Source organism: Rossellomorea sp. DA94 (genome assembly GCF_029834455.1).
In the GTDB taxonomy this organism is placed as follows: Bacteria; Bacillota; Bacilli; order Bacillales; family Bacillaceae_B; genus Rossellomorea; species Rossellomorea vietnamensis.
Genome location: NZ_CP122397.1, coordinates 1,068,458 through 1,091,394, shown reverse-complemented (window position 1 = coordinate 1,091,394; position 22,937 = coordinate 1,068,458). Strand labels below are relative to the sequence as shown.

19 protein-coding genes and 1 pseudogene are annotated in these 22,937 nt (G+C 45.2%); 7 read left to right on the top strand and 13 right to left on the bottom strand.

Translation table 11 applies throughout. The features are described from left to right. Positions 1 to 25: 25 nt before the first annotated feature. From P8596_RS05835 to P8596_RS05815, 5 genes are all read right to left on the bottom strand, one after another. Positions 26 to 1,933 (bottom strand): PTS mannitol transporter subunit IICBA, encoded by a 1,908-nt coding sequence (locus P8596_RS05835; RefSeq protein ID WP_279726305.1) that lies wholly within the window; start codon positions 1,931 to 1,933, stop codon positions 26 to 28. A 196-nt stretch (positions 1,934 to 2,129) separates the two neighbouring features. Next, the gene (locus P8596_RS05830; RefSeq protein WP_279726303.1) at positions 2,130 to 4,175 is read right to left on the bottom strand and encodes a DUF4179 domain-containing protein; all 2,046 of its coding nucleotides are present in this window, start codon (positions 4,173 to 4,175) and stop codon (positions 2,130 to 2,132) included. Between the two features lie 148 nt (positions 4,176 to 4,323). Beyond that, entirely contained in the window at positions 4,324 to 4,656 is a 333-nt protein-coding gene (locus P8596_RS05825; protein ID WP_051758405.1) for a hypothetical protein, read from the bottom strand. Positions 4,657 to 4,785: 129 nt separating this feature from the next. Next, complete coding sequence (locus P8596_RS05820; protein WP_224520825.1) at positions 4,786 to 5,334, bottom strand: hypothetical protein; 549 nt, start codon at positions 5,332 to 5,334, stop codon at positions 4,786 to 4,788. A 161-nt stretch (positions 5,335 to 5,495) separates the two neighbouring features. Then, on the bottom strand, positions 5,496 to 6,329 hold the full coding sequence (locus tag P8596_RS05815; RefSeq protein WP_224520826.1) for an STAS domain-containing protein: 834 nt from the start codon (positions 6,327 to 6,329) through the stop codon (positions 5,496 to 5,498). A gap of 364 nt (positions 6,330 to 6,693) precedes the next feature. On the opposite strand from P8596_RS05815, the gene asnB reads away from it, so the two are divergent. The 6 genes and pseudogenes from asnB (at position 6,694) to P8596_RS05785 (ending at position 14,811) form a co-directional block, all read left to right on the top strand. Continuing rightward, entirely contained in the window at positions 6,694 to 8,517 is a 1,824-nt protein-coding gene (asnB, locus tag P8596_RS05810) for an asparagine synthase (glutamine-hydrolyzing) (RefSeq protein WP_224520827.1), read from the top strand. 352 nt (positions 8,518 to 8,869) lie between these two features. Next, a complete protein-coding gene (locus P8596_RS05805) occupies positions 8,870 to 10,564 on the top strand; it encodes an alpha/beta hydrolase family protein (RefSeq protein ID WP_224520828.1) in 1,695 nt (564 codons plus the stop codon). Between the two features lie 165 nt (positions 10,565 to 10,729). Further along, entirely contained in the window at positions 10,730 to 10,915 is a 186-nt protein-coding gene (locus P8596_RS23875; protein WP_397545328.1) for a hypothetical protein, read from the top strand. A 174-nt stretch (positions 10,916 to 11,089) separates the two neighbouring features. Continuing rightward, complete coding sequence (locus P8596_RS05795; protein WP_224520829.1) at positions 11,090 to 13,483, top strand: transthyretin-like family protein; 2,394 nt, start codon at positions 11,090 to 11,092, stop codon at positions 13,481 to 13,483. Between the two features lie 328 nt (positions 13,484 to 13,811). Then, positions 13,812 to 14,276: pseudogene (locus tag P8596_RS05790) on the top strand (YibE/F family protein); the annotation flags it as partial. Positions 14,277 to 14,442: 166 nt separating this feature from the next. Then, the gene (locus P8596_RS05785; protein ID WP_224520830.1) at positions 14,443 to 14,811 is read left to right on the top strand and encodes a hypothetical protein; all 369 of its coding nucleotides are present in this window, start codon (positions 14,443 to 14,445) and stop codon (positions 14,809 to 14,811) included. A 45-nt stretch (positions 14,812 to 14,856) separates the two neighbouring features. Here P8596_RS05785 and P8596_RS05780 read toward each other — a convergent pair whose 3' ends face one another. Continuing rightward, on the bottom strand, positions 14,857 to 15,216 hold the full coding sequence (locus P8596_RS05780; RefSeq protein ID WP_224520831.1) for a MerR family transcriptional regulator: 360 nt from the start codon (positions 15,214 to 15,216) through the stop codon (positions 14,857 to 14,859). 14 nt (positions 15,217 to 15,230) lie between these two features. Continuing rightward, the gene (locus P8596_RS05775; RefSeq protein ID WP_224520832.1) at positions 15,231 to 15,941 is read right to left on the bottom strand and encodes an SDR family NAD(P)-dependent oxidoreductase; all 711 of its coding nucleotides are present in this window, start codon (positions 15,939 to 15,941) and stop codon (positions 15,231 to 15,233) included. Positions 15,942 to 16,091: 150 nt separating this feature from the next. Here P8596_RS05775 and P8596_RS05770 point away from each other — a divergent pair, with 150 nt between their 5' ends. Then, a complete protein-coding gene (locus P8596_RS05770; RefSeq protein ID WP_224520833.1) occupies positions 16,092 to 16,295 on the top strand; it encodes an IDEAL domain-containing protein in 204 nt (67 codons plus the stop codon). A gap of 116 nt (positions 16,296 to 16,411) precedes the next feature. Here P8596_RS05770 and P8596_RS05765 read toward each other — a convergent pair whose 3' ends face one another. The 6 genes from P8596_RS05765 to spxA form a co-directional block, all read right to left on the bottom strand. After that, on the bottom strand, positions 16,412 to 18,184 hold the full coding sequence (locus tag P8596_RS05765) for an ABC transporter ATP-binding protein (RefSeq protein ID WP_224520834.1): 1,773 nt from the start codon (positions 18,182 to 18,184) through the stop codon (positions 16,412 to 16,414). Next, positions 18,181 to 19,920, bottom strand: coding sequence for an ABC transporter ATP-binding protein (locus tag P8596_RS05760; RefSeq protein ID WP_279726299.1), 1,740 nt, complete (start codon positions 19,918 to 19,920; stop codon positions 18,181 to 18,183). The genes P8596_RS05765 and P8596_RS05760 overlap by 4 nt, the downstream gene beginning before the upstream one ends. Before the next feature lie 186 nt (positions 19,921 to 20,106). After that, a complete protein-coding gene (locus P8596_RS05755; protein WP_224520836.1) occupies positions 20,107 to 21,120 on the bottom strand; it encodes a C45 family autoproteolytic acyltransferase/hydrolase in 1,014 nt (337 codons plus the stop codon). A gap of 292 nt (positions 21,121 to 21,412) precedes the next feature. Continuing rightward, positions 21,413 to 21,745 carry an IDEAL domain-containing protein gene (locus P8596_RS05750; RefSeq protein ID WP_079531264.1) on the bottom strand — a complete coding sequence of 111 codons (333 nt, stop codon included), beginning with the start codon at positions 21,743 to 21,745 and terminating at the stop codon, positions 21,413 to 21,415. 59 nt (positions 21,746 to 21,804) lie between these two features. Further along, the gene (locus P8596_RS05745) at positions 21,805 to 22,221 is read right to left on the bottom strand and encodes an RrF2 family transcriptional regulator (RefSeq protein WP_034762217.1); all 417 of its coding nucleotides are present in this window, start codon (positions 22,219 to 22,221) and stop codon (positions 21,805 to 21,807) included. A gap of 74 nt (positions 22,222 to 22,295) precedes the next feature. After that, a complete protein-coding gene (gene spxA / locus P8596_RS05740) occupies positions 22,296 to 22,691 on the bottom strand; it encodes a transcriptional regulator SpxA (RefSeq protein ID WP_034762215.1) in 396 nt (131 codons plus the stop codon). Positions 22,692 to 22,937 lie beyond the last annotated feature (246 nt).

Sequence of the window (22,937 nt, the reverse complement as noted above, 5' to 3'; positions counted from 1 at the left end):
GATCCCGCCTTTCTGAATGATTTCTCTAGTTGCTGTTGATGATGTCTTTCAGTTCTTTAGCTGACTTCGCCTGCACCATCTGGTCGACGTTTTCCTGCTCTGAGCAGACAACGGCGATGCCGGATAGGATTTCAAGATGCGTACCGTCTTTACCGGCGATACCAAAGATCATCTTCGCCTTTTCACCGTTGAAGTCGACGCCGTCCGGAACTTGAACGACCGTGAATCCGGACTTGATGACGGCTTTCTTTGCGTCTTCCGTACCGTGTGGGATCGCTACATTATTACCCATATACGTAGATGTGATTCCTTCTCTATCAATCATAGCATCTACATAGCTTTCTTCCACATACCCTGCTTTGACAAGAGCTTCCCCGGCGAACCGGATCGCTTCTTCTTTCGTGGAGAATGACTGATTCATGAAGATGTTCTCTTCAAGTAGTAGATCGTCATCGTGATCTGCATTCGGTTCAGCGTTAACCGCCTCTTCCTCTGCCTCTTCGACAACCTCTGCCTGCTCATCCGTGATCCCGTCCTGAAGACTCGCGATCAGCTTGTCGTACTCAGGACTGGATAGGAAGTTATCCACAGAGATGTGATACACATTCGGTAGTTTATTTTTTGCACGAGGCGTCAGTTCTTCTTGTGTGATGACGACCTGAGCATCTGATGGAAGATTGCTGATCGATGTATTTGTCACGCTGACATCGAGATTTGCCGCCTTCACTTTTTTACGCAGAAGGGACGCACCCATGGCACTCGAGCCCATACCTGCATCACAGGCAAAGACGATTTTATTTACTTCTTCAGGAAGTGTTCCTTTGCTCACATGACCTGCAACGGAGCTTTTCTTACCTTTCATTTCCTGCATTTTCTTTGTAGCGCCTTCGATGTCTTCATCTGTCGTTTTGCTTGATTTCAAGACGATGGCCGATACGATGAAGGAAACGGCTGCAGCAACGAATACTGCTGCGAAGTTTGCCAGATACGCCATTCCTTCAGGAGGAGTAACGGCCGTAATAGCAATGATACTTCCAGGTGACGCTGGTGATACCAGTCCTCCACCTAATAAAACAAGAGTAAATACTCCGCTCATTCCACCAAGGATGACGGAGATGAATAGCATCGGCTTCATTAATACGTATGGGAAGTAGATTTCATGAATCCCACCAAAGAAGTGAATGATTCCTGCTCCAGGTGCTGATTGTTTCGCCGTTCCTTTTCCAAAGAACATAAATGCAAGCAGGACACCAAGACCTGGTCCCGGGTTAGCCTCCAATAGGAATAGAATCGATTTTCCACCCTGCTGGACCTGCTCCAGCCCGATTGGTGACAGGACACCGTGGTTGATGGCATTATTTAAAAATAGAATCTTCGCTGGTTCGATCAGGATACTGGTTAATGGAAGCAGGCCTGCTGCAACCAGCCAGTCAACACCTTCAACGAGTAGACTTGTAAATGCATCCACTGCAGGACCGACACCTAAGAATGCCAGAATTGCCAGGATTCCCCCAAGGATACCTGCCGAGAAGTTATTCACGAGCATTTCAAATCCTGCCCGTATCTTCCCTTCGATCATTCCATCAAATTTCTTGATCACATATGCTCCAAGCGGCCCCATGACCATGGCACCTAAGAACATCGGTGTATCAGGTGCACCGACAATGACACCCATTGTCGCGATGGCACCCACGACCCCACCACGCTGGTCGTGTACGAGCTTACCTCCTGTATACCCGATCAATAACGGTAACAGGTACGTAACCATCGGCCCGACCAGTTTGGCAAGGCTTTCATTTGGAAAGAACCCAGTTGGTATGAACAACGCTGTAATTAAACCCCAAGCGATAAATGCACCTATATTCGGCAGAACCATAGAACTGAGGAAGTTACCAAACTTTTGTACCGCAACTTTCATATTGGATTGCGCCACTTCTCTCATCCTTTCATGTATAAATAATAATTTCTTATTTTAATGATAGGCCTTCCAGCATGGGGGTTTCAAGAATGATGAAAACTAACTTTGTCACCCTGGTGACGACAAACCTATTGTTTCTCTGAATGGGGAAGATATTCCGGTGGTGGATCAAGAAAAAAGGGAACAGCATGGTACTGTTCCCTTTAAGCCGTTATTCTAGCTTCACCTTCACCGAATCGTCCAGGTATTTGGTGGTGCTGTAGCCGTCGATGACAAGCTCTGTCGGCACGACGTCATCACTGGAGCCATCGTTGTAAAAATCAATGGTTTGTTCCGTTTCAAAATAACGGGGCTGGTCCAGCTTCTCGTACTCATAGGAACCCGGCTCATACTTCTTGCCATCCTTGTCCATTAATATGCCATCCCCGCCACTGACTCCGATTGAGTAGTAATCTTCCTCTTCTTCCGCAGTCTTATAATATAAATAGTTTACACTTTCATACTCACGATCTTTCGGCAAGTCGTGTGTGAGGGTCACCTGTGTCGGGCTACCGATTTTGATGTCATCGATGGTGATCGTGTTACCGAGATACTCTATCGTATCCGGCAACTCTTTATTTACATCTAGTTCAATGACTTTTTGATCCTTTACAAAAAGATGAGCCGATCCAAATCGGATGGTCACCATCTTAGGATCATCAAAATAGAGAGTGTCAAAGGCCGTTTTAAAGGAATTCCATCCCTCATTATCAGAAGCTCCTCCATACATCATGCCCCCGAATTGATCCGCCTCCCATTTTTTATCTTTCGATTCAACCGACTCAAAGGTCATCATATCGATCCGACCATCCTTTTCTTGCTCCTGAAAGCTATATTCAAGAACTGTTGCAGTTGGCGCGATCGTCATTTGATCCAATCGGACCGGTATGCCTGCCACTTCCATCTTCTTATCCAGCTTATGGACACGGGATGGCTGCTTTTCGAATGGAATCTCAAAGCTCCAACCCCCTTCGGCAAATCTCATTTCCCCGCCGCCGATCCATTCGCCGGTTGAAGGATCTTCGTTTAATTGCATGAGTCGGACAATCTGTAATTTTATCGTCCCCTCGTCCACTGAGACCGGCTGGAGACTGATGGTTCCCCTATAGACATTTTTCTTATCATTATGTAGGTTTTCCTGATCCCGGGGAGGAGAATAGAAACTGGATTGCTCGTCCCTCTTCATGACATCGTATTCGTTTTCGATGATGACCCCTTCATAAGGGTTCATCATATATCGATTTTCTCCCTTCATGTCTTCTACTTCATAAAAGACGAGCGTCTGCACGTCATCCGCTACAACACTCTTGATCGTAACCTTTACACCGTCACTCTCCGACTCCAGGTCGAGACGTTCACCAAGATTGTGCTGGAGAATGGCCCGGAGCTGTTCATCATCCTCCGTGTAAGAATAGTAGAGACTAGCAAACCCACCGGTGATAAACCCTGTGACAATCAGGAGTACAAATACTCCCGCGAAGGAAAGGAGGATCGATTTCCGTTTCTTCCTCCGCTTCTGTCTCTGTGCTTCCCTTTGATCCAGTCTGTTTCTGACTCTCTCCATGACATCTGCCGGTAGATGGGTCTCTTCTGCCAATTCGGCAAGGGCGAGAGTCACTTCCTGAAATGAAGCGAGGTCTTCCTGACAATCCGTGCAATGATATATATGTATTTCAAAATCCACCTTTTCCGGTCGATCCATCGTTCTTCCTAAGTAATCCAGATAATGCTTCTGATACTTGTGGCAGCCTTCCACTTCAGGGTCCTTCCCCATCATTTCACGAAGCTTCCGTATGCCTCTGAATAAGCGGGACTTCACTTCATCAATCGAAATATCTAGAATATGAGCGGCGTCATCCTGGTCGCACCCTTTCATAAAGACTAAGGCCACCGCTTCCTTATCAGCTGCACCCAGGTGATGAAACAGGTGAAAGGGATCATTCTCTGAACTCACAGATGGTTCCGATACCTTTTGACATTCCTCCAGAAATATCCTTGTAGCCGCAGCCGAATGAGACTTCTTCCGTTTTCGAGACTCATCCTCCAGGCGGATAATCGAGCGGTAAAAAAGATCCTCCACCTCCTGATGATGATTCGTGAAAGCCAGAGCCAATGCATAGAACGAATGCCTATCCTCTTCGTACCGGGCAATGATCGATTCCATTTCCCTTTCATAGGTACTGCTCACCGGTACGGTACCGGTTTCCAGTTTTGCCATAACCGTCTTCCCTCCTTCCTTTTTCCTACTCATAATTATTTCAAAATTCCCAATACTTCACAATGCTTTTCTTAAAAATTGATTGAGTTGGCATCAAACATACAAAAAGAGGTCTGGATCACGTTGGATCCAGACCTCCTTCTTTCTATTATAATCGATCGATTTCACCCAACTGGGATTGCATATCAAGCTTCACCATCTCTTGTGCTTTAGAAAAGGTGAACACTTCATTCGATACCCAGTGATTATATAATTTAGCCAGGGCGTTCCGGTGATAGACCGTGCCTTTCACCTCTGTAAAGAAATAGATGATCAACAGGTTGGTCACGTCGACTGGAAGGTTCTTCTTACGTTCTATCCCCTTCAATGAGAGGATATCTAATCCTCTTAATGGACTGCCGATCACGGTTTCTGCCATGTGAAAATGATCGGCTGTCTGACATAATGCCACGAGATCCGGATTCAATTCTTCAAATTTCAAGTGAATTCCCCTTTTATATAATACATAGATAGTGAACGAAAAATCGTTACACTTCAGGTCCTCTTAGATTGTAGGATTAACTACTATGTAGTATAACAAAAAAATGGCACAGGCAGACACTCCAGTGTGTTAATTTTTACTCAACCAAAATTCCATGACCTTTTCATTTGTGGAAGGATAGATCAACCTCTCCACCTGGAGCTCCGTCAGATAACACTCGGTGACCCAATCAGGCAGGTGGACACTCTTCTCCTTCCAAAGACGGGTTCGCTCCAGTGCATCCTCCACACTCATCTGCACCCATGTATCGGTGATCATATTCTCTCCATCACCGGATTCATCTTCCACCAATGGATGAAGGGAACGATTGTAGTATGGGATGCCATCACCAAAATGGCTTATGTTCCTCACCCATATGGTGCTTTCCCTGGGAAGGAACCCAATCGTCCTCGTACCTGACGTTTGCATCGTATTCTCCTCCAGATAGCAGAAACAACCGTCCCAGTCACGGTCTGCCTCTTTCGGAAAGATTATTTCTGTTGTGTAAATCGTTTGACCGGTATGAAACAGATTATGAACGACACGGTTGATGAAACCCGGATCCTTCTCCTTATGTGTAGCAGGTGATTCACATGTGAATCCATTTTGATGAAAGCGGATCATCTTGACGAATTGCATTGCGCCCCCTCCTTCTATGGTGAGTTTTATTCAAGGGCATACCTTGCCAAATTCACTCTATAATGGAGGTAATTCCCTATATAAAATGACTTCAAACAAAGTATGAGTAAATTAAATAAAAAAAAGAGCGTTTTTATAAACGCACTTTATCTTTCAATCTACTATACTTGTTCGTTTAACGCACGTTCGAGAGTCGATGTGACCGAAATATTTTCAAACGAAATCCCCAACTGAATCGCCGTTTGGGCAATTTCCGGACGAATTCCGGAAATCGTGCTCTTCACACCGATTAAATTCAGGCTTTCGATAATTTGAAATAACTGGTGGGCAACCATTGTGTCTACCATTATGACCCCTGATAAATCAATAAAAAGATGCTCGACATTTTTATCGACACACTCAGCCAGGGTATTCTCAAGAATGTATCTGGCCCTTCCCGTATCGATGTCGCCGATCAAAGGCAGGACTCCGGTTTTTTTATTCAACAAGATGACTGGAGAACTCAATTCCCTGATCATTTCCTGCTGGGCATTCAACCTTCTTTGGGAATACTCGTAATTTTCTTCAGCAAATTTGGAGATAACAAGGCTGAAGGTTTTGATGATGATATTTCTTAATGACTCAAGTTCGTCAAGTGAATATTCATTGCCATACATACGAATAAACTCTTTTAATATATCTAGATATTGGTCCTGAGTCCTGAAAAACTCCCTAAGAATGAAATGTGTAGGGGTCTGCAAGTGTTCTTCATCCTTGGCAATCTCTTCGATCCATTGTTCAAAGTTGCATAGTGTATCCTGGTCCACATCTTTAAAAAGGTTACAGAATCGTTCGTGGAACGCATGGTTTTGTTCCTTCAATGTCTGGATCACTTTAAGATCTCGGGAGGCATATACGCCAGTGGGATCGCTTTTATCCAATGATTCGTACCAATTCTCCGTCAACTGCCACGTTCGTTCGCTCATAAACGTATAAAACTTTTCCGATACTTGCATATTCGACCTACTCTCTTTTAAGGATGTTCAATTGTTTAATAGTCCACTCTTAAATCATCATTTTTATCCTTATACGAGTAATGTACTATGTCCCACCTATAAAAGAAAGAAAAAAGTATGCTCAAAAGTCCGCTTCAATTTTATTAAGGCAAAGGACATGCCTTTTTAGGAGTTTTTTGGAAAGAAAGAACGACCTTTTACATTTTTCCTCAAAAACAAACGGTAATCCTTTGACGTTCACAAGACAGTAGATTTACCATTTAACGTGAACCCGTAACAGGGATCATTATATAAATGCTTCAAAACTCATTTCATAGTTGAGCGCTCAACATGAATGCAATGAAAGAAAGAAGGCGTATGGAATATGTGTGGAATTGCAGGTTGGATTGATTGGTCCAAAGACCTTACGAATGAGGGACGGACCTTAAAGAATATGACCGATGCCATTGAGCACCGCGGACCGGATGCAGAGGGAAGTTGGCTGAAGGGTCATGCTGCACTCGGGCACCGCAGATTGATTGTCATCGATCCGGATGGCGGCAAACAGCCCATGCTCTATCAAAACGAAAAAAACACCATTGCTTTAACGTACAACGGGGAACTTTATAACTATCTGGAGCTCCGGAAAGAGCTGACGGAGAGGAATCATCCATTTACAACGAACTCCGATACAGAAGTGCTACTGCGTGCTTACCTAGAATGGGGTGAAGACTGCGTCCGTCACTTCAACGGCATCTTTGCTTTCGGGATCTGGGATGAGGAAAAAGAAAAACTCATACTCGGTCGTGATCATTTGGGGGTAAAACCTTTATTTTATACGATTAAAGAAGATCAGATTTTGTTCGGCTCCGAAATCAAAGCCTTACTTGCCCACCCTGACGTTCAAGCAGAAATCGATACAGAAGGCTTATCTGAAGTATTCGGCCTCGGACCGATGAAAACACCAGGAAAAGCCATTTTCAAAGATATATATGAAGTTCGCGGCGGCCATTACATGACTGTCACAAAAAATGATCGCAAGACCGTCCAATATTGGAAACTTGAAAGCAGAGAGCATACGGATGATGTTGAAACCACGGTACAAACCATTCGAGGTCTGCTTGAAGATACGGTCAAGAGACAGCTGATTGCAGATAAACCACTTGTATCCATGCTCTCTGGCGGCCTCGATTCAAGCGGACTCACAGCGATTGCAGGGAAGGAGTTCAAGGAGGAAAACAAAGTGCTTCCAACCTACTCCATCGACTTCGTGAACAATGAAGAAAGCTTCAAGGAAGATTTCCTGCGACGCGACCTTGATGAACCTTGGGTGAAGCGGGTATCAGATCATGTAGGGACGGACCATACTTCGATTGTATTTGATGCCGAGAAACTTGTGGACAACCTTCTAACCCCTATGCGCGCAAGAGACCTGCCGGGAGTCGGGGAAATCGAGACCTCCCTCTACCTTTTATTTAAGGAAATGAAAAAGGATGCCACCGTAGCATTGTCGGGGGAATCCGCAGATGAAGTGTTCTCCGGATATCCGTGGTTCCATCAGGAGGAGTTCCTCGCTGCCGATGTGTTCCCGTGGCTCCTGAATATCGGAGGAATCGCCGGTGTCCTGAATGAAGACTTGAAAGATAGGCTGAACACCAAGGAATATCAAAAGCAGCGCTATCAGGAAGCACTCGCAGAGCTGCCCGTGTTAGAAGGCGAAAGCGATACTGAAGCAAAGCAAAGGCGGATGTCGTATATGTTCATCACCCGCTTCCTTCCGTTCATGCTTGACCGCAAAGACCGTGCGAGTATGATGACGGGCTTTGAAGTGCGCGTACCATTCTGTGATTACCGACTCGTCGAATATTTATGGAATATCCCGTTCGAGATGAAAAATATCGATGACATCGAGAAGGGCATCCTCCGCAGGGCATTCAAAGGATATTTGCCGGATGATGTGCGGAACAGACGGAAGAGTGCCTATCCTAGTACGAAGGATGATGCGTATCTCGCAGGAGTCCAGAAGTGGATGACCAATATATTAGATGATTCCACCTCCCCGATTCTCCAGTTGATCGATGTAGAAGCTGTCAGAAAGATTGCAGACGGAGAAAGCAGCCTTTCTGATTCTAGTGCAAAAGGTTTATTGGATTATTTAATCCAAGTGAATGGGTGGTTGAAAGAGTACAGCATTAAAGTGGCGATATAATATAGAGGAGCCATGGGACGGTTCCCATGGCTCCTTTTTCTGTTCAGTAGAGCTGAAGCTGCGTCGAATTGTATAAGTATTTATCAATTTCCGGGGAAATAGTTGTAGAAGTATGTAAGATTATTGCCTATCGAATCTCCATCCAGGCTACTTGTAACAGGATTGATTCATTTCCTGAAATTCATCCTCATTTATTTATCTTGCCTATCCTCCCACCAAATGGAATAATATACCTATAACTAAGTGTATTTCCAAGGAGGAATGACCTATCCGCACTGCAACGGAAGTCGAACATTATTTCCACACTACTGAAATCAGCACGTTCACCATTAATGAAAACGAAGACACACTTGTGTTCAGCACGAACCTTAACGGGACCTTTAATCTTTGGGCCATGGATCTTCCCCACTTGTTCCCTTATCGGCTAACGACCATCAATCAAAATAGCAGTCTCATCCATATCCATCAAGATCAAATTGTTGCCACATTCGAGAAGGATGGGGATGAAAATCACCAATTGCAACATTTGCCTAAATCAGGCGGGACCCCAATCCCCTTCCATGAAGAGGAATCCGGTTCCACTTGCTATCACGCCTGCTTTACAGATCAGGAAATGTACTACTCTACCAATCATGAAAACCCATTGTTGAATATTTATAAAACCGATTTACAAACGGGCCATACCACCCTTATCCAACAAGGTGATCATGTTCCGATCGTTGTGGCGGCCGCCTCTTCCGACGGGTCTTATGTCTATACAGAAACGTACTCCAACACCCATGCCACTGCCTTTTACCAGACTGGCGATAGTAAAGTGCCCCTGGTACCGGATGTTCACACCGCTCATACAATCAAGGACATTTGCTTGACCAAGGAGTTTATCTATTTCACAACGAACTATGGAAAAGAATTTTCATACCTTGCTTCTTTTAACCTTTCAACCTATGAATTCCACCCTCTTTTTACATTGGATAAAGAAGAAATCACTTCGATCCGGTTCCATCAACAAACAAATAAGATCGTCATCACAGCGGAAAAAGGCGTAAGGGATCATCTATATATCTATGATTTGTCTACGGATGAGGGAGAGAAAATCGATACCCCCTGCGATGTTATCAAAAAAATAATAGTCACTAACAATGGAAACCTCTATGTGCTTGGAATTTCTGCTGACAAAACGGATACCATTTTCAAAAGGGAAACGAACGGCTGCTGGACACAGGTGACGAATACCAAAGTACTTGGCGTGCCTGAAGGAAACATGATTAAGCCGGACATCGTCCACTACGAAAGCCATGATGGTCTGGAAATTGAAGCCCTGCTGTACAAACCGGAAAATCCCAATGGAATCACCATCCTCTGGCCGCATGGGGGACCTCAGAAAGCAGAGCGTATGATCTATAGACCTGTGCTCCAGTACCTCGTCCAAAGCGGCTATACTTTGTTCGCCCCCAACTTCCGGGGCAGTAAGTGCTACGGGGCAACATTCGAGAAGATGGTGGAACGGAACTGGGGGGACGGACCTCGACATGACTGTGTGGCTGGGTTGGAATGGCTTATACAAGAGGAAATTGCTGAAAAGGGCAAAATCGTGGCGATGGGTGGAAGCTATGGCGGTTATATGAGCCTGCTTCTCGCAGGACGACATCCCGAGTATTTCTGTGGAATTGTCGACATATTTGGCATATCGAATCTATTAACCTTCCTGAAAAATGTTCCGGCAAGTTGGAGAACCCTTATGGATCAACTGGTTGGAAATCTTGAAACAGACTATGAAAAGCTTGTAAGAGACTCACCAATTACCTATATAGACCATATGAATTCTCCTATGTTCATCATACACGGAGAGAACGATCCGAGGGTGAAGACTGAGGAGTCGGAGCGAATCATAGATCATTTAAATCAAAGAGGGATCGATGTTAACTACTTAACATTTGACGATGAAGGACACGGATTCTCGAAGAAACAAAATGAAATGAAGGCCTGTAGGGAAATTCGCGGCTTTTTGGATAGGATTACAAGCGATTCTAGAACTCCAATGGTCTAACAAAAAGGCGGTCAAATCATTAAAAAATATCAGCGTTTCACTAGTGATCATCTTATCTGCTCTACTCTTTATTGGATTAAGCCTTCCCTTCCTTCAGGGAAAGATCAAAATGACTCCCTCTATGGAATTCGTTTCCCTAAATCTTTTAAATCAAAAGAAGCATGGGTGAAAATCAATCGTTTTGGATCCAAACAATTGATTCTCTGGTCGGTTCCTTTGCTCATGTCAGGCATCCTATATCTAGTGATGGCTTCCATTTCAGAACTTTTCACCACCTTTCTAGTCTTTTTGCCATGTTTCACTATTTTGCACCCTGTAGTGATTTCTTACATTTATTCTACTAAAATATAAGAAAGTTATTTGGGGAGTGCCTCCTCTTTTAGAGGTGGCACTCCCCAAACTATTCTTTAATGATAAAACTTAAACACTACACTTCCGACTATATTAGATAGAAAAGAGAACCATCCTGTTTTTCAAAGCATATAATGGAGGGATAAACTTTTTTCAAAAAGGAACGTGATAGATGTGAGAAAAAAAGCATCAAATGCTTCAAAACAAATCTTCCCGCCTGGCTGTCCAGGTCTTTTTCCACGGGGAATATGTACAAACCCTACCATTACACTGGATAAAGTGGGAACAATCAGTTGCGATGCCACGATTAGCGGAAAAGTAAGATGTGATCTTCGTCCTTTGCAGGGAGTGACGGTTAACCTTACCTCACCGTCTGATCTTTTAACATTTCAAAATCCTAACCCTGTAACCAATAGCAGGGGCGAATTCTCCACAACCGTCATTGTCGACCGTAACACCCCCGTTACGCCTAATGTAAGTATCACAGCAAGAGCTGTCGTTGTCGAAGAAACCATCACCGACACCATCACCGCAAGAGTGGAATGCCTCAATTGCTCTAATTTGATTGTAACCACCCCTGAAACGGTACAAGCCTTCGCACCCCAATTACAGGCCGTTACCTGCCAAGGCATCCCAATCGACGGAAGGGTTACCTGTCAAGGGTTGCCGGTACCGAATGTCGAAATCGGATTTGAAGTGGACTCTCCTTCCGGTAAAGTCATCGTAACCCCAAACCCCACACTTACAAATAATGACGGAGTATATGAAGCTACGATCCTCCCATTTCCAGGAGCCCTTGAGATCGTCACAATCGTGACAACCGCTACAATTGGAGGAAATACATTCCGTTCAGAACCCGTAGAATACGAAATCAATTGTCCGGGTTGTGAAAATCTCTCAATCACATTGGACAGCCCCCCTCAAATCAGTTGCAATGGATTTCTGTCAGGCAGGTTGACATGTGACGGGGAGCCTGTGGCTAATGTACCCGTTGCGCTTACAGGATCATCCGTATTGAATATTATTAACCCTAATCCTGTAACCAACGAGAACGGTGAATTCACTTCTCTAGTAACAATCAATTTTGACACAGAAGGACAGGAAGCAGACTATACGGCGTCGGCTACCTTTACGGGTATCGAAGTGACGGCTTCCGGTAATGTGTTTGTCGACTGTGTTCGATGCAATAATCCATTATTAACATTAAATCAGCCATTGTCTCCAATCGGGTGCGACGGAGGGACCATCACCGGCCAATTCACCTGTAATGGTGAACCGATCATCAATACTCCTGTCTTCTTCACGGTCATGTCTTCTGGTACCGTCACGGTGAATCCTAACCCTGCCATCACCAATGCGGATGGCATCTTTAACGCTACCATCCAGCCAGGCCTGAACGTGACAGAGACCATCACCATCCAGGCCTCCTCCATGTTCAGCGGAGAAGAAGTGACCTCGGAACCACGGAATGCCTCTGTGAACTGCGTTTGTGAGAACCCCGTCATCGAATTAGATAACCCTGGGCCGATCAGTTGCAGTGCAGTCATTACCGGCCGTGTCCTTTGCCAGGGACTTCCCGTACCGGGCGTAACCGTGAACTTGAGTAGTCCATTATTGAATTTCGAAACACCCAATCCCGTCACGGGGCCAGATGGATCCTACTCGAGTGTCGTTACGGTCCAGCCGATCACCCCGGTTCAAGAAGGTGTCCCTTATACGGCAGAAGCTGTCGTCTTCGGAATACCTGTATTTAATACGAACTTTGTACGCGCGGAATGTCTCGTTTGCGATGGGCAGTCCCTTACCCTAATACCTCCAGCAGGTACAGTGGGTTGTGATGGAGCCCCATTATCAGGTAGAGTTCTATGCGGAAATATACCCGCCCAAAAGGTAGCGGTATTCTTCTCTGTTGATCCAAGTATTGCGTTTGTATCACCGAACCCTGCCATCACGGATGCAAATGGAAATTATTCTGCTGTTTTGACTCCGAATCAGGGAGCAATCGGGCCAGTGGAGCTCACTGCTACAACAGCCTTAGCTGGAAACGGAATAACTGCAGGACCTTTCCAAGTTAACCTCAACTGTCCGGTCCCACCACCTGAATGTCCATGCCGTTTCAGATTAAATACCCAAGGTGGAGCGCAACCTGGTGCACGTATACGGGTTGTACGATTTGGTCACGTACAAGATTATACGGGACGGTTAAATATTACGGTCGTGCAATGTGGATCAGGTATTCAAGGAATCTGTAACCCTGCCGTCGACAATTTCAACTTTGTATTCAACGCCTCGAACGGTGACAACTTCCAATTCACCCAGGGCCGGAGAACCAGCATCTCCTGCGAGAATAATCTGACGACAGCCATCGTAGAGGGAACCATCAACGGCCGGATCAATAACGGTCCATCCCGATCCTTTGATGCCAAAATCACTGCTGTACTCAATAAAAACAATAACACGATTACGTGGACCATCTTCGCTACAGATAATACGACGACTACTTTTGAGACTCTGGTGCCATTTACCGCTCCAAGTGATCCAACATCGTTTATTATCGGATGCCCTTAACCTATAACTGGCAGCATTATTTGCTGCCAGTTTTTTGTCTTCAATTCATTTTTTCCTGTTGATAAAAAATATTTCTTGCTCTGAAACGCGTTTCATACCTTAGCATTAGATTCCAGAAGCTAAGCAATTGCTTTTCTTCTGATTGGCGTAACGCTTCAAAGGCGGCGTGACAATCTCCTTCAAAAGTGTTCATGAATGTGGACACTTTTTTTCATACTAGTATTATCCTTTCTAGCCATCTGCGTTTTCGTATCCGGATCATTCATCATGATGATGGCCAGCAGAAGTACCCCAGTATTCAGCAATAGTGCCACAAAGGAGTTGCAGTGAGGAAGAAACAGAAGAAATCCTGTATGTCGGAGTCGATTTCGTCAAAATTGGTGCGTCCATGATCATCATGAGCACGATCGGTGCGATCATCGATGTCACAATTTCGATTTCTTCCCCCATGAGGGAAATTGCCTATCACAATCCCGGTATCAGCCGAAAGGATTTATTCACATCGGGAATCAGGCTTGGGAGGGATATATTGGGGACAAGCGCCAATACGCTGTTCTTTGCTTTCTTCGGTGGCCACATGGGGCTCCTGATTTGGTTCAAGGACCTTTCCTACTCCATCGGGGACATCGTGAACTCCAAAGTATTCACCTCTGAAATGATCTTCAATGGCTCAGCAGGACTCGGAGTGGCCCTTGCAATCCCCGTAACCTCTGCCATCACAGCGTATTATCTGGTGAAGGCACGCCAAAGGGACAAATCCCCAGTCCATGACGAATCACCGATCGACAAATGAAAGGTCCGTCCCTCAGGCAGGGACGGACCTTTCATTTTACCCAAAAATGGATATCACTGGAATCCACTTGGGCAAATTGCTTATGATGGATGATAGAAACGATTGAAACCTCTGCTGTGCCCCATCCGTAAAAGTAGATAAGGAGAAACATGAATGGAGGAATACAATGGGTAAAATGAAGATCCACATTAATTGTCAAATCAACTTATCAGATGAATACGAGAACGAACCTGAAAAACTGCAGGAAGAGATCGATTTTATCCTGAACAAGTTCGGCGAAGTGGAAGAGTTGACCAAGGAACAGGATGAAAACACGATAACCCTTAAAAGCCAATTGAAGGCACACGAACTGCAAGTGAACTTATTTGAAAAATGGGGAGAATGGGAATACGCACGGAATCTCTCCAGGGACATGAGGATGAATTTCATCGGATTTGGAGAAGTCGAGGAATGTAACAGCGGCGTGTTCGATTATGAAGCAACGAAGAAGACATTCAAGAATCCTCTGAAATCCTTGCTTTTCTTTGACAAATAGAATGACGATAAACCCCGATTCTTAAATAGAGTCGGGGTTTTCCAGTTAGTTCATTTCATTTTCATATCTTTTGATTTTCATTTGAATTTTCTCTAGGTTGGCTTGCATATCCCTTATCTGCTGTTGGACGTTTTGTTCCTGATCGAGCATCATGTTCATGCGTGCAGGCAAGGTTTGATCCCCCTCCATCGTCCACTGGACAAATTCCTTGATCTTTTTGATCGGCATCCCCGTATTTTTCAGACAGAGGATCATTTCAAGGAACTTAAGGGAGCCTTCATCGAAAGTCCTGTCGCCATTTTCCGTCCGTTTAATAAAGGGTAACAACCCTTGCCGATCATAGTAATGCAGTTGGGATATCGTCATATTGTTCATCTTGGCAACTTGCCCAATCGAATAATCCATTGTGTACCTTCCTTCTACCAAGGAATAATCCCGTCGTTATTAAGGATTTTACCATGATAGTTTGTCTCACTCAAAGCGTATTTCACAATGACTTCTGCTCCTTGGGCCGTCGTTTTCCCGCCAGGGGCATTCCCGTTTAAATCAGTGGAAGTGAAACCAGGCGTGACACCCATGACTTCAGGACCCTCACTCCCCAGTTCTTTACTGAAGGATAATGTCAGTGAATTCACAGCCGTCTTAGAAGAGTTATATCCGAGGATATTGAGGGGATGAACATCCCCATTGTCGAACATGGTCTGGGATGCCATATCCGTCGTAACGTTCACCATCTTACTTCCCTCCGCTTTTTTCAATAAGGGAAGATACGCTTGCATCATTTGAAATGTCCCAAAGAAGTTCACATCAAAAATGTCACGCAGCATTTCGACCTTCACTTCACTCGGTTGAATGTTGAAATCCAATGCGATTCCGGCATTATTGATCAGTAAGTCAAGGTGATCCGTCATTCCCTTAATAGTACGGACTGAGTCCTGAATGGATTGTGAACTGGAGATATCCAATTGAACAAATGTTACATTCGATTTACCAAGGGACTCCGCCGCTTTCTTCCCAAGCTCCTCGTTCCGTGCTCCTAAGAAAACTTCAAACCCATTCTCCGCCAGCTGTCGAACGACCTCATATCCAATTCCTTTATTCGCTCCTGTTACCAAAGCATATTTTGTCATATGTCTTTCCTCCATGTACTTCGTTTTGTTGTTCTAAATTCAGAATAAACCCTGAACCAAGGTTGAGGGCAAGAATATTTTTTTAATAAAATGTTTGAATATTCTATAAATGGTTAGTATAATAGAAAAAAGGTCAAGGAGCTGATTTTCATGAAGAAGTATTTGCTGAACTCACCACAGTCTGATGTAAATCACATGGATTCACTATTTGCAGAAATGATATTGGACGAGGCACTGCTGACATTTCGGAAAGAGCAAATCGCACAAGGGATTGACCAGGCATTATGTAAGCGAAATAAAAAAGAATTCCTGCGGTTGACGGAGGAATTGAAGGAAATTCAGAGTGTGGGATAATTAAATATTACAATAATGATAAGAGGACCGTTCCCAACTGATTTGAAGTAGGGAATGGGTCCTCTTTTATGTTCTAAGTATCGTTTTCTTTTATACAAAATCTACCCTACATGACCTCACGACACATAATCAATCGTCGCCCCGCCAATTTCCGCTTCCCTGCCAAAGAGTCTGGAATAGACACCGGACTGATTCTGAAGAAGTTCAGCGTGTTTTCCTTGCTCTGCAATCCGTCCATCCTCCAGGACGACGATTTGATCCGCAGACAGGACCGTCGATAACCGGTGGGAAACGATGATGATCGTTTGATTCTTCCCGGCCCGCAGTACGGCTTCGTTGATCTTCGTTTCCGTGATGGGATCAAGGGCGGAGCTTGCTTCATCCAGAATAAGAATGGGAGCATCTTTTAAAAGGGCCCTTGCAAGGGACAGACGCTGTTTCTGTCCGCCTGAAAGCAGGCTTCCCCTTTCACCGACCGAAGTATAGAGCCCTTCAGGCAGCGTCTCGATCAGATCACCCAGCCCGCTGTCTTCGAGTGCTTTCAACAGTTCCCCATCCGTCGCATCCTGCTTTCCGATCCGCAGATTATCAGCGAGTGTCCCGCTTCGGAGTATGACATCCTGGGTGACGATGGCCATCTGCGATCGCAGCCACGTTGTATCCCACTCCCTGATATCCCTGCCATCCACTTCGATCCGGCCGACTCCCGTATCATAGAGCTTGAATAAGAGATCGACAATCGTGGATTTACCTGATCCGCTCGGGCCGACCAGTGCCCATTTTTCCCCGGCACCGATTGAAAAGGAGACACCCTTTAGTACATTTTCATCTTTACCAGGATAAGAGAAGGCGACGTCCTGAAGACAGATGCTGCCGATTGCCCGTTCACTGGCGATGCCTTCTGACACCTCAGCTTCCGAAACTTCCTCACCAAGCAAAATTTCTGAACGATCCAACGCCGGACCGGTCCTTCTGACAGATAGCCAGTTTCTCAGCAGGCGCTGCATTTCATTAGCCGCAATCGTCACAAGACCACCGGCAGTAAGCATCTGGCCACTTGTCAGTCCTTGATTCCAGATTAAGAGTGTACTGATTAAATAGACTAGCCCAAGAGCAAACCCGTTATAACTCGCAATGACCACGACCGATTGCATCCTCGCTTTCAGTTCTTTGACCGAGTGCTGCACGAAACTGTCACGGATGGAGATCACACTGTCCACTTCACTGTCCGATACCCCCATGACCCGGGACAAATGGATCCCCGTCACCGATTCTCTCAATCTTTCAAGATATCTCGACGCTTCTTTCCTGGCATCCGCTGACGCCAACCGGGTCCTTGCCCCTACCATATTGGAAGTCCAATAGAAGATCACGCCAAGGACGACGCTTGTGATCATCAGATAAGGATGAATCCAGAGAAGCACCAGGCTGTAAATGGATACTCCCTGCACGCTTGCCATGAAGGTCGAGCCTTCCCATGCGAGGAAATTATGAAGCGTATCCGGATCATCCGACACCCTCGCAAGCATCTCTCCCGTGGAATTATGATGGTAAAAAGAATACGGGACGATTTGCAAATGGCGGAACAGGCGCAGCTTCTGCCAATTCGTCACAGTCTTCGCCGTCTGGTGACAGAAATATTCGTCGATGACCATCATGACCAGATCCAGGACCGCTGAAAGGATTAAGAGCCACATCAGCCCCCAAAGCCAGTTGTAATGTTCATTCGGAATGATCGTATCCACGAGCCAGCTAAGGGCGAGTGTCGGGATCAATGCCGAAAATACCTGGCTGATCGCGATGACGACGGAATCCGCGATGACCCATTTTTTATAAGGACGGAGAAAGCTCAGCACTCTTCTACCGTCGCGATTCTTCTTGGCGCTCATCCGATCAACTCCCTTTCAAGCTCGCTGTATTGAGCCCTGTATAATTCATAATACTTCCCTTGCTTCAGAAGCAGTTCTTCATGAGTGCCTTTTTCCGCCACGACTCCTCCATCGAGAAGAATGATGACATCGGCATTCCTTACGGTGACAAGACGGTGGGCGATGGTGATCGTTGTCCGTCCCGGAATCAGCTTTTCCAAAGAAGCCTGCACTCGCTCTTCCGTCTCCCCGTCAAGGGAAGAAGTCGCTTCATCGAAGATCAGGACAGGAGGCTGTCTCAGAATGGCACGAGCCATGGCCACCCTTTGCCTCTGTCCGCCTGAAAGCTTCAATCCCCTTTCCCCGACGATCGTTTCATACCCTTCCTCTAGTGAAAGGATCAACTCTTTCAACCCTGCCGCTTCTACTGCCTGATCGAGTTCTTCTGGCATCGCATCGGGTTTTCCGTATAACAGATTCTGCCTTAAGGTACTATTCAATAGAAATGTCTCCTGGGACACGACCCCTACCTGCTGGCGGAAACTGTTCCGATTATAGTCGAATAGATTCTTATCATCGATCATCACCGAGCCCTGTTGCGGTTCATAGAGTCCCAGTAATAGCTGGACAAGGGTACTTTTTCCCCCGCCGCTCGTTCCGACGATCCCGATATGATTCCCCTGATTGAGTGACAAAGATACACCTTTTAACACCTGCTTATCACTACCAGGATACGAAAACCATAGATTCTGTAAGTCTATTTTTCCTTTTACAGGACCAAAAGCAGGAAGCTTCTCCTCATGTTCTTCCGGCAGATCGAAATATTCGTAGATCCGCTGCAGGGCCGGAATCGCCTGCTGAATCGTCAAGGCATGCTCTGCCATGGATCTTACCGGTAAAAACATGATGGGGATGAAGCTCAGGCAGGCAACGAGCGTCCCGATGGTGATCGTTCCTTCCCAGATCGCCCAGCCACCGATTAGCATGACGACACCCGGTGCTGCGATATTAAAGAGATTCCCAAGGCGCCAGTTCACCTTGCCGATCAACGCTGCCCGGATCGAGAACTGCTTCCAATCCCTCAGCTTCTTCTCCTGGGTGCCTACTTCCATATCCTGCGTCTGATAGGTCCTGACCAACCTGACACTTTCAATGCTTTCCTGCAGGTGCTGATACATATCCGCACTCATCTCCCGCTGAACCGCACTCATCTTTCGCATTTTTTTCCCCAATGTAAAGGAAGGGATGATATAAATGGCAAAAACAGCAAACATGACGATCGCCGCGGGCCAGAATAAAACAAACACAGTGGAAAAGGCAGCGACCGCTCCCACCACCTGCTGCAGTATCCTTGGTACGACCGTATTATTCAGGTTCTGGATTGATTCCACGTCATGTGTCAAACGGAAGAGCATATCCCCCCTAGGCGTCTTTGAGAAAAACGACATCGGGGTCCGGTGAAGCTTCCTGAATGCCCGGATTTGCATATCTGTGATCACATCAAGCCCTATCTTCACCTGCACATATTCCTGCATCGTTTCAAACAGGGATTTACCGAGATACGCCCCGAGAATCCCGCCAACTACCCATGCAAGAAAATTCAGATCCCCTCCGACAATGACGTCATCCACCAATCGTTTCACGAGAATCGGCGGGACGATGGTAAAGAGACCGCCGATGACGGAAAACAGGAGTGCCACCAAAAGCTTCCTCCAATATGGCTTAAAATGATTTAAAGTTGTTTTTAATAAGTTCATGTTGAACCCCCTCACAAAATTCTATTTTATACCAACGGATGAAAATATTCACTATAATTTGAATTGAGTATAAATTAAGTATATTCACCCTTTCAGTTCTCATCTTCGGTCGTTGGGGCGGATGGGTTCTACGACTTTTGGATGAAGAAAAAGCCGATCCCCGGCGTGGGATCAGCTTTTCTGTGTTCACTCAATATTGCCACTTAGGTTCTTCCCGCGAATATCGTCCCCATTCACCCAATCCTGAAAGTTCACGTCCAGAACCTGCTTGCTCCCGGCAATGGTTGTAAGGATTCTTGATTCATGATAAGAATACGAAAAGGTGTGAAGGGTGCCGAATAAATTCTCGTAATCCGTGAAGAAAATCGGTGATTCGTTGTTTTTAAAATGCTGAAACAGTTGACGATGGGAAAGCTGCTTTTCGTTTAAACTCAGGAGATGTTTATTTCGCTCGAGGGAGCCTTCAATGGATGAACGGTTTTTCCTTTTCATTTGTTCATCCTGAAAATGATTCACACATGACAGAAAAGATTCTCCATACCTGACTACCACCTTCTCAGGGCTCGCTTCCACTTCGGCGATATTTCCATTTCGATCTCCGATGGAAAAGTTATAACAGGCATAGTGCGGAATTTCCTTGAGCAAGGCAACTGCTTCTTCAAGGGAAGAGCAGGTATCCAGAACCATTCTTATGCCAACCCACGGAGAGACTCCTTTTCTGTAGCCGTCATAACTGACAAAGTGCAAACCTGCGACCAAACCATGTTCGTTTACCCCGTCATGCCTCCCCAGGAGTTGAAGATTATAGCCTGCGGATGCAAAGGTCTGTTCCGGTTGCACCAGGCTAAAAACCCCATCATATAAATCCGGAGAAAAGTCATAATTCCGCACATAATAATCCTTTGTAAGAAGGCTGGAACATCCCATCGCTTCTGTCTTTGGGACGTCATAGCCGCTAAACAAAGCCGCTGCTTTATGAAAAGAAATGCTGAATCCTTCTGCAAGGCCATCCAGCTCATCCAGTAGGTGTGGGGCAATCGAGGAATAAATCGATTTCATTTCAGAAAGATCAATCTCTTGTTTGGTGATCGACCCCAGTATCTGTAAGATGGAAGTAGCTCTCATCTTTTCACCTGTATCTACTCCGATAAGATATGAGTTGGCCCTCATTTGAAAGACTTGTATTTTGAATTCCGGCATGTAAATCCCTCCTTCATTCCATCCTATCCTTTCTGATTACTGCTCACCTGTCATGTTGTGCTTGTTTGGGACTGATCGATTGACTTGAATATTCAAGGAAGACGGGATTCATGCGGGTTTTGAGACCTTTCATGCGAGATATGAAATATTCATGCCGAATGACTCAAGATCAAGCGGGATATGAAACATTTCGTGCGGGACTTCAGATAATCATGCCAGCTTGTCGAATTTCATTATCTCTCACAAATAAAAAAGCTGAAGAGACCACCCCTTCAGCTTTACACTACTCTATTCACTTCACACCCTCAACTAGTTCACGCATGGAGTTCAACTGAGCTGTCAGCTCCAGGAACCACTCTTCGTCTCCCGTTTCCAGGGCCAGGTCAATCAAGTATTGGATCTGTTCTTTATTTTTGACATGTGTATCGGGAATTTTGTTTATTTGTCTGTTTAACAAGGGAAGGATCTTCCCTTCGATGGTTTTATTATCGCTGGTCACAATTTTCGCTTTAACAGCTTCTCCTTTGGTGTCCAGGTTCTCAATATAGCCGATGACCAGTTCTCCAGTAAGTAATTTCCCTTTGACCCAGTCTCCAATTTTTAATAGTGTTTGCTCGTTTGACATTCCTTTTCACCTTCCAAACTGTAATGTTATTTGTTACATTTAGTCAAAAAGAAAGCCTTCTACGCTTTCTCCTGATGGATCATCTCGACGATGTCTTTAATCGTATAGTCCTTTAAGTAATCCCCCAGTTTTTCTTCTGCACCGAGGAAAATCTGGAACAGGACATTCTTCATATTGGCGCCGACGAGACACTTATCATTGGTAGCGGTGCATTTTGGCTGAAGGGCGCCCTCTGATGTGATTTTATAAATATCCCACAGATTAATGTCGCTCAGGTCCATGGCAAAGATGAATCCGCCGCCTGTCCCTTCTTTAGACGCAATGAATCCCTGCTTTTTCAGAAGACTGAGGACTTTGCGGATCCGGACCGGATGAACCCCTGCACTTTCCGAGATCGCATCGCTTGTCGACATGCGGTCCGTCTGCAGTGCCAGATACGTCAAACTATGGATGGCTAAGGTAAAGTCGCTATTCATGGACTGCCTCCTTCCCGGATGTTACTGTAATGGTAACTTTTACAGTTCACACTGTCAAGAATCCGGTTTCCCGGTTAATTGGCCAGCTTTTGCAGCTCACTGTATTCGAAGTTACGCACTTTCCTTGGGAGAAAGCTGCGAATTTCTTCGTCGTTATACCCGATCTGCAATCTTTTCTCATCCAGCATGATTGGTCGTTTCAGTATGAGGGGATTTTCCCTGATCAGTTTATATAAATCCTGGAGCGGCAACGAATCAATGTCTACTTTTAACTCCTGGTACGCCTTTGATTGTTTAGAAATGATGTCCTCTGTGCCGTTTTCCGTCAGGCGGAGGATCGATTTGATTTCATCAGGTGTCAATGGTTCTGTCAGCATATTGCGTTCTACGAATTCAATGGAATGTTCCTCAAGCCACGCTCTCGCTTTGCGGCAGGACGTACAGCTCGGTGTCAAAAATAAATTGACCATGTGTTTACACACTCCTTTTTAAATGTAATAAAAAAAGTAACAGTTATGATTAAAATAAATGCACTCCAATCCCGGGTACACTGTAATAATAATATTTACAGTTAAAGATGTCAACTCTTTTTAGAAAACTCTTTTTGACCGTTATGATTATTCCTTACCCGATAAGCTAAATGGATAAACGTAAGATTGATCTCATTGAATTCTTCGAAGTTTTTTGACAAGAAGCTTATATAAACAAAAGAGGCC

Bases quoted from the DNA above. Each gene is read 5' to 3' on its own strand.
- P8596_RS05830 (WP_279726303.1), bottom strand. From the start codon at position 4,175: ATGGCAAAACTGGAAACCGGTACCGTACCGGTGAGCAGTACCTATGAA.
- P8596_RS05820 (WP_224520825.1), bottom strand. From the start codon at position 5,334: ATGCAATTCGTCAAGATGATCCGCTTTCATCAAAATGGATTCACATGT.
- P8596_RS05815 (WP_224520826.1), bottom strand. From the start codon at position 6,329: ATGCAAGTATCGGAAAAGTTTTATACGTTTATGAGCGAACGAACGTGG.
- asnB (WP_224520827.1), top strand. From the start codon at position 6,694: ATGTGTGGAATTGCAGGTTGGATTGATTGGTCCAAAGACCTTACGAAT.
- P8596_RS05785 (WP_224520830.1), top strand. From the start codon at position 14,443: ATGGGTAAAATGAAGATCCACATTAATTGTCAAATCAACTTATCAGAT.
- P8596_RS05780 (WP_224520831.1), bottom strand. From the start codon at position 15,216: ATGGATTATTCGATTGGGCAAGTTGCCAAGATGAACAATATGACGATA.
- P8596_RS05775 (WP_224520832.1), bottom strand. From the start codon at position 15,941: ATGACAAAATATGCTTTGGTAACAGGAGCGAATAAAGGAATTGGATAT.
- P8596_RS05770 (WP_224520833.1), top strand. From the start codon at position 16,092: ATGAAGAAGTATTTGCTGAACTCACCACAGTCTGATGTAAATCACATG.
- P8596_RS05765 (WP_224520834.1), bottom strand. From the start codon at position 18,184: ATGAGCGCCAAGAAGAATCGCGACGGTAGAAGAGTGCTGAGCTTTCTC.
- P8596_RS05760 (WP_279726299.1), bottom strand. From the start codon at position 19,920: ATGAACTTATTAAAAACAACTTTAAATCATTTTAAGCCATATTGGAGG.
- P8596_RS05755 (WP_224520836.1), bottom strand. From the start codon at position 21,120: ATGCCGGAATTCAAAATACAAGTCTTTCAAATGAGGGCCAACTCATAT.
- P8596_RS05750 (WP_079531264.1), bottom strand. From the start codon at position 21,745: ATGTCAAACGAGCAAACACTATTAAAAATTGGAGACTGGGTCAAAGGG.
- P8596_RS05745 (WP_034762217.1), bottom strand. From the start codon at position 22,221: ATGAATAGCGACTTTACCTTAGCCATCCATAGTTTGACGTATCTGGCA.
- spxA (WP_034762215.1), bottom strand. From the start codon at position 22,691: ATGGTCAATTTATTTTTGACACCGAGCTGTACGTCCTGCCGCAAAGCG.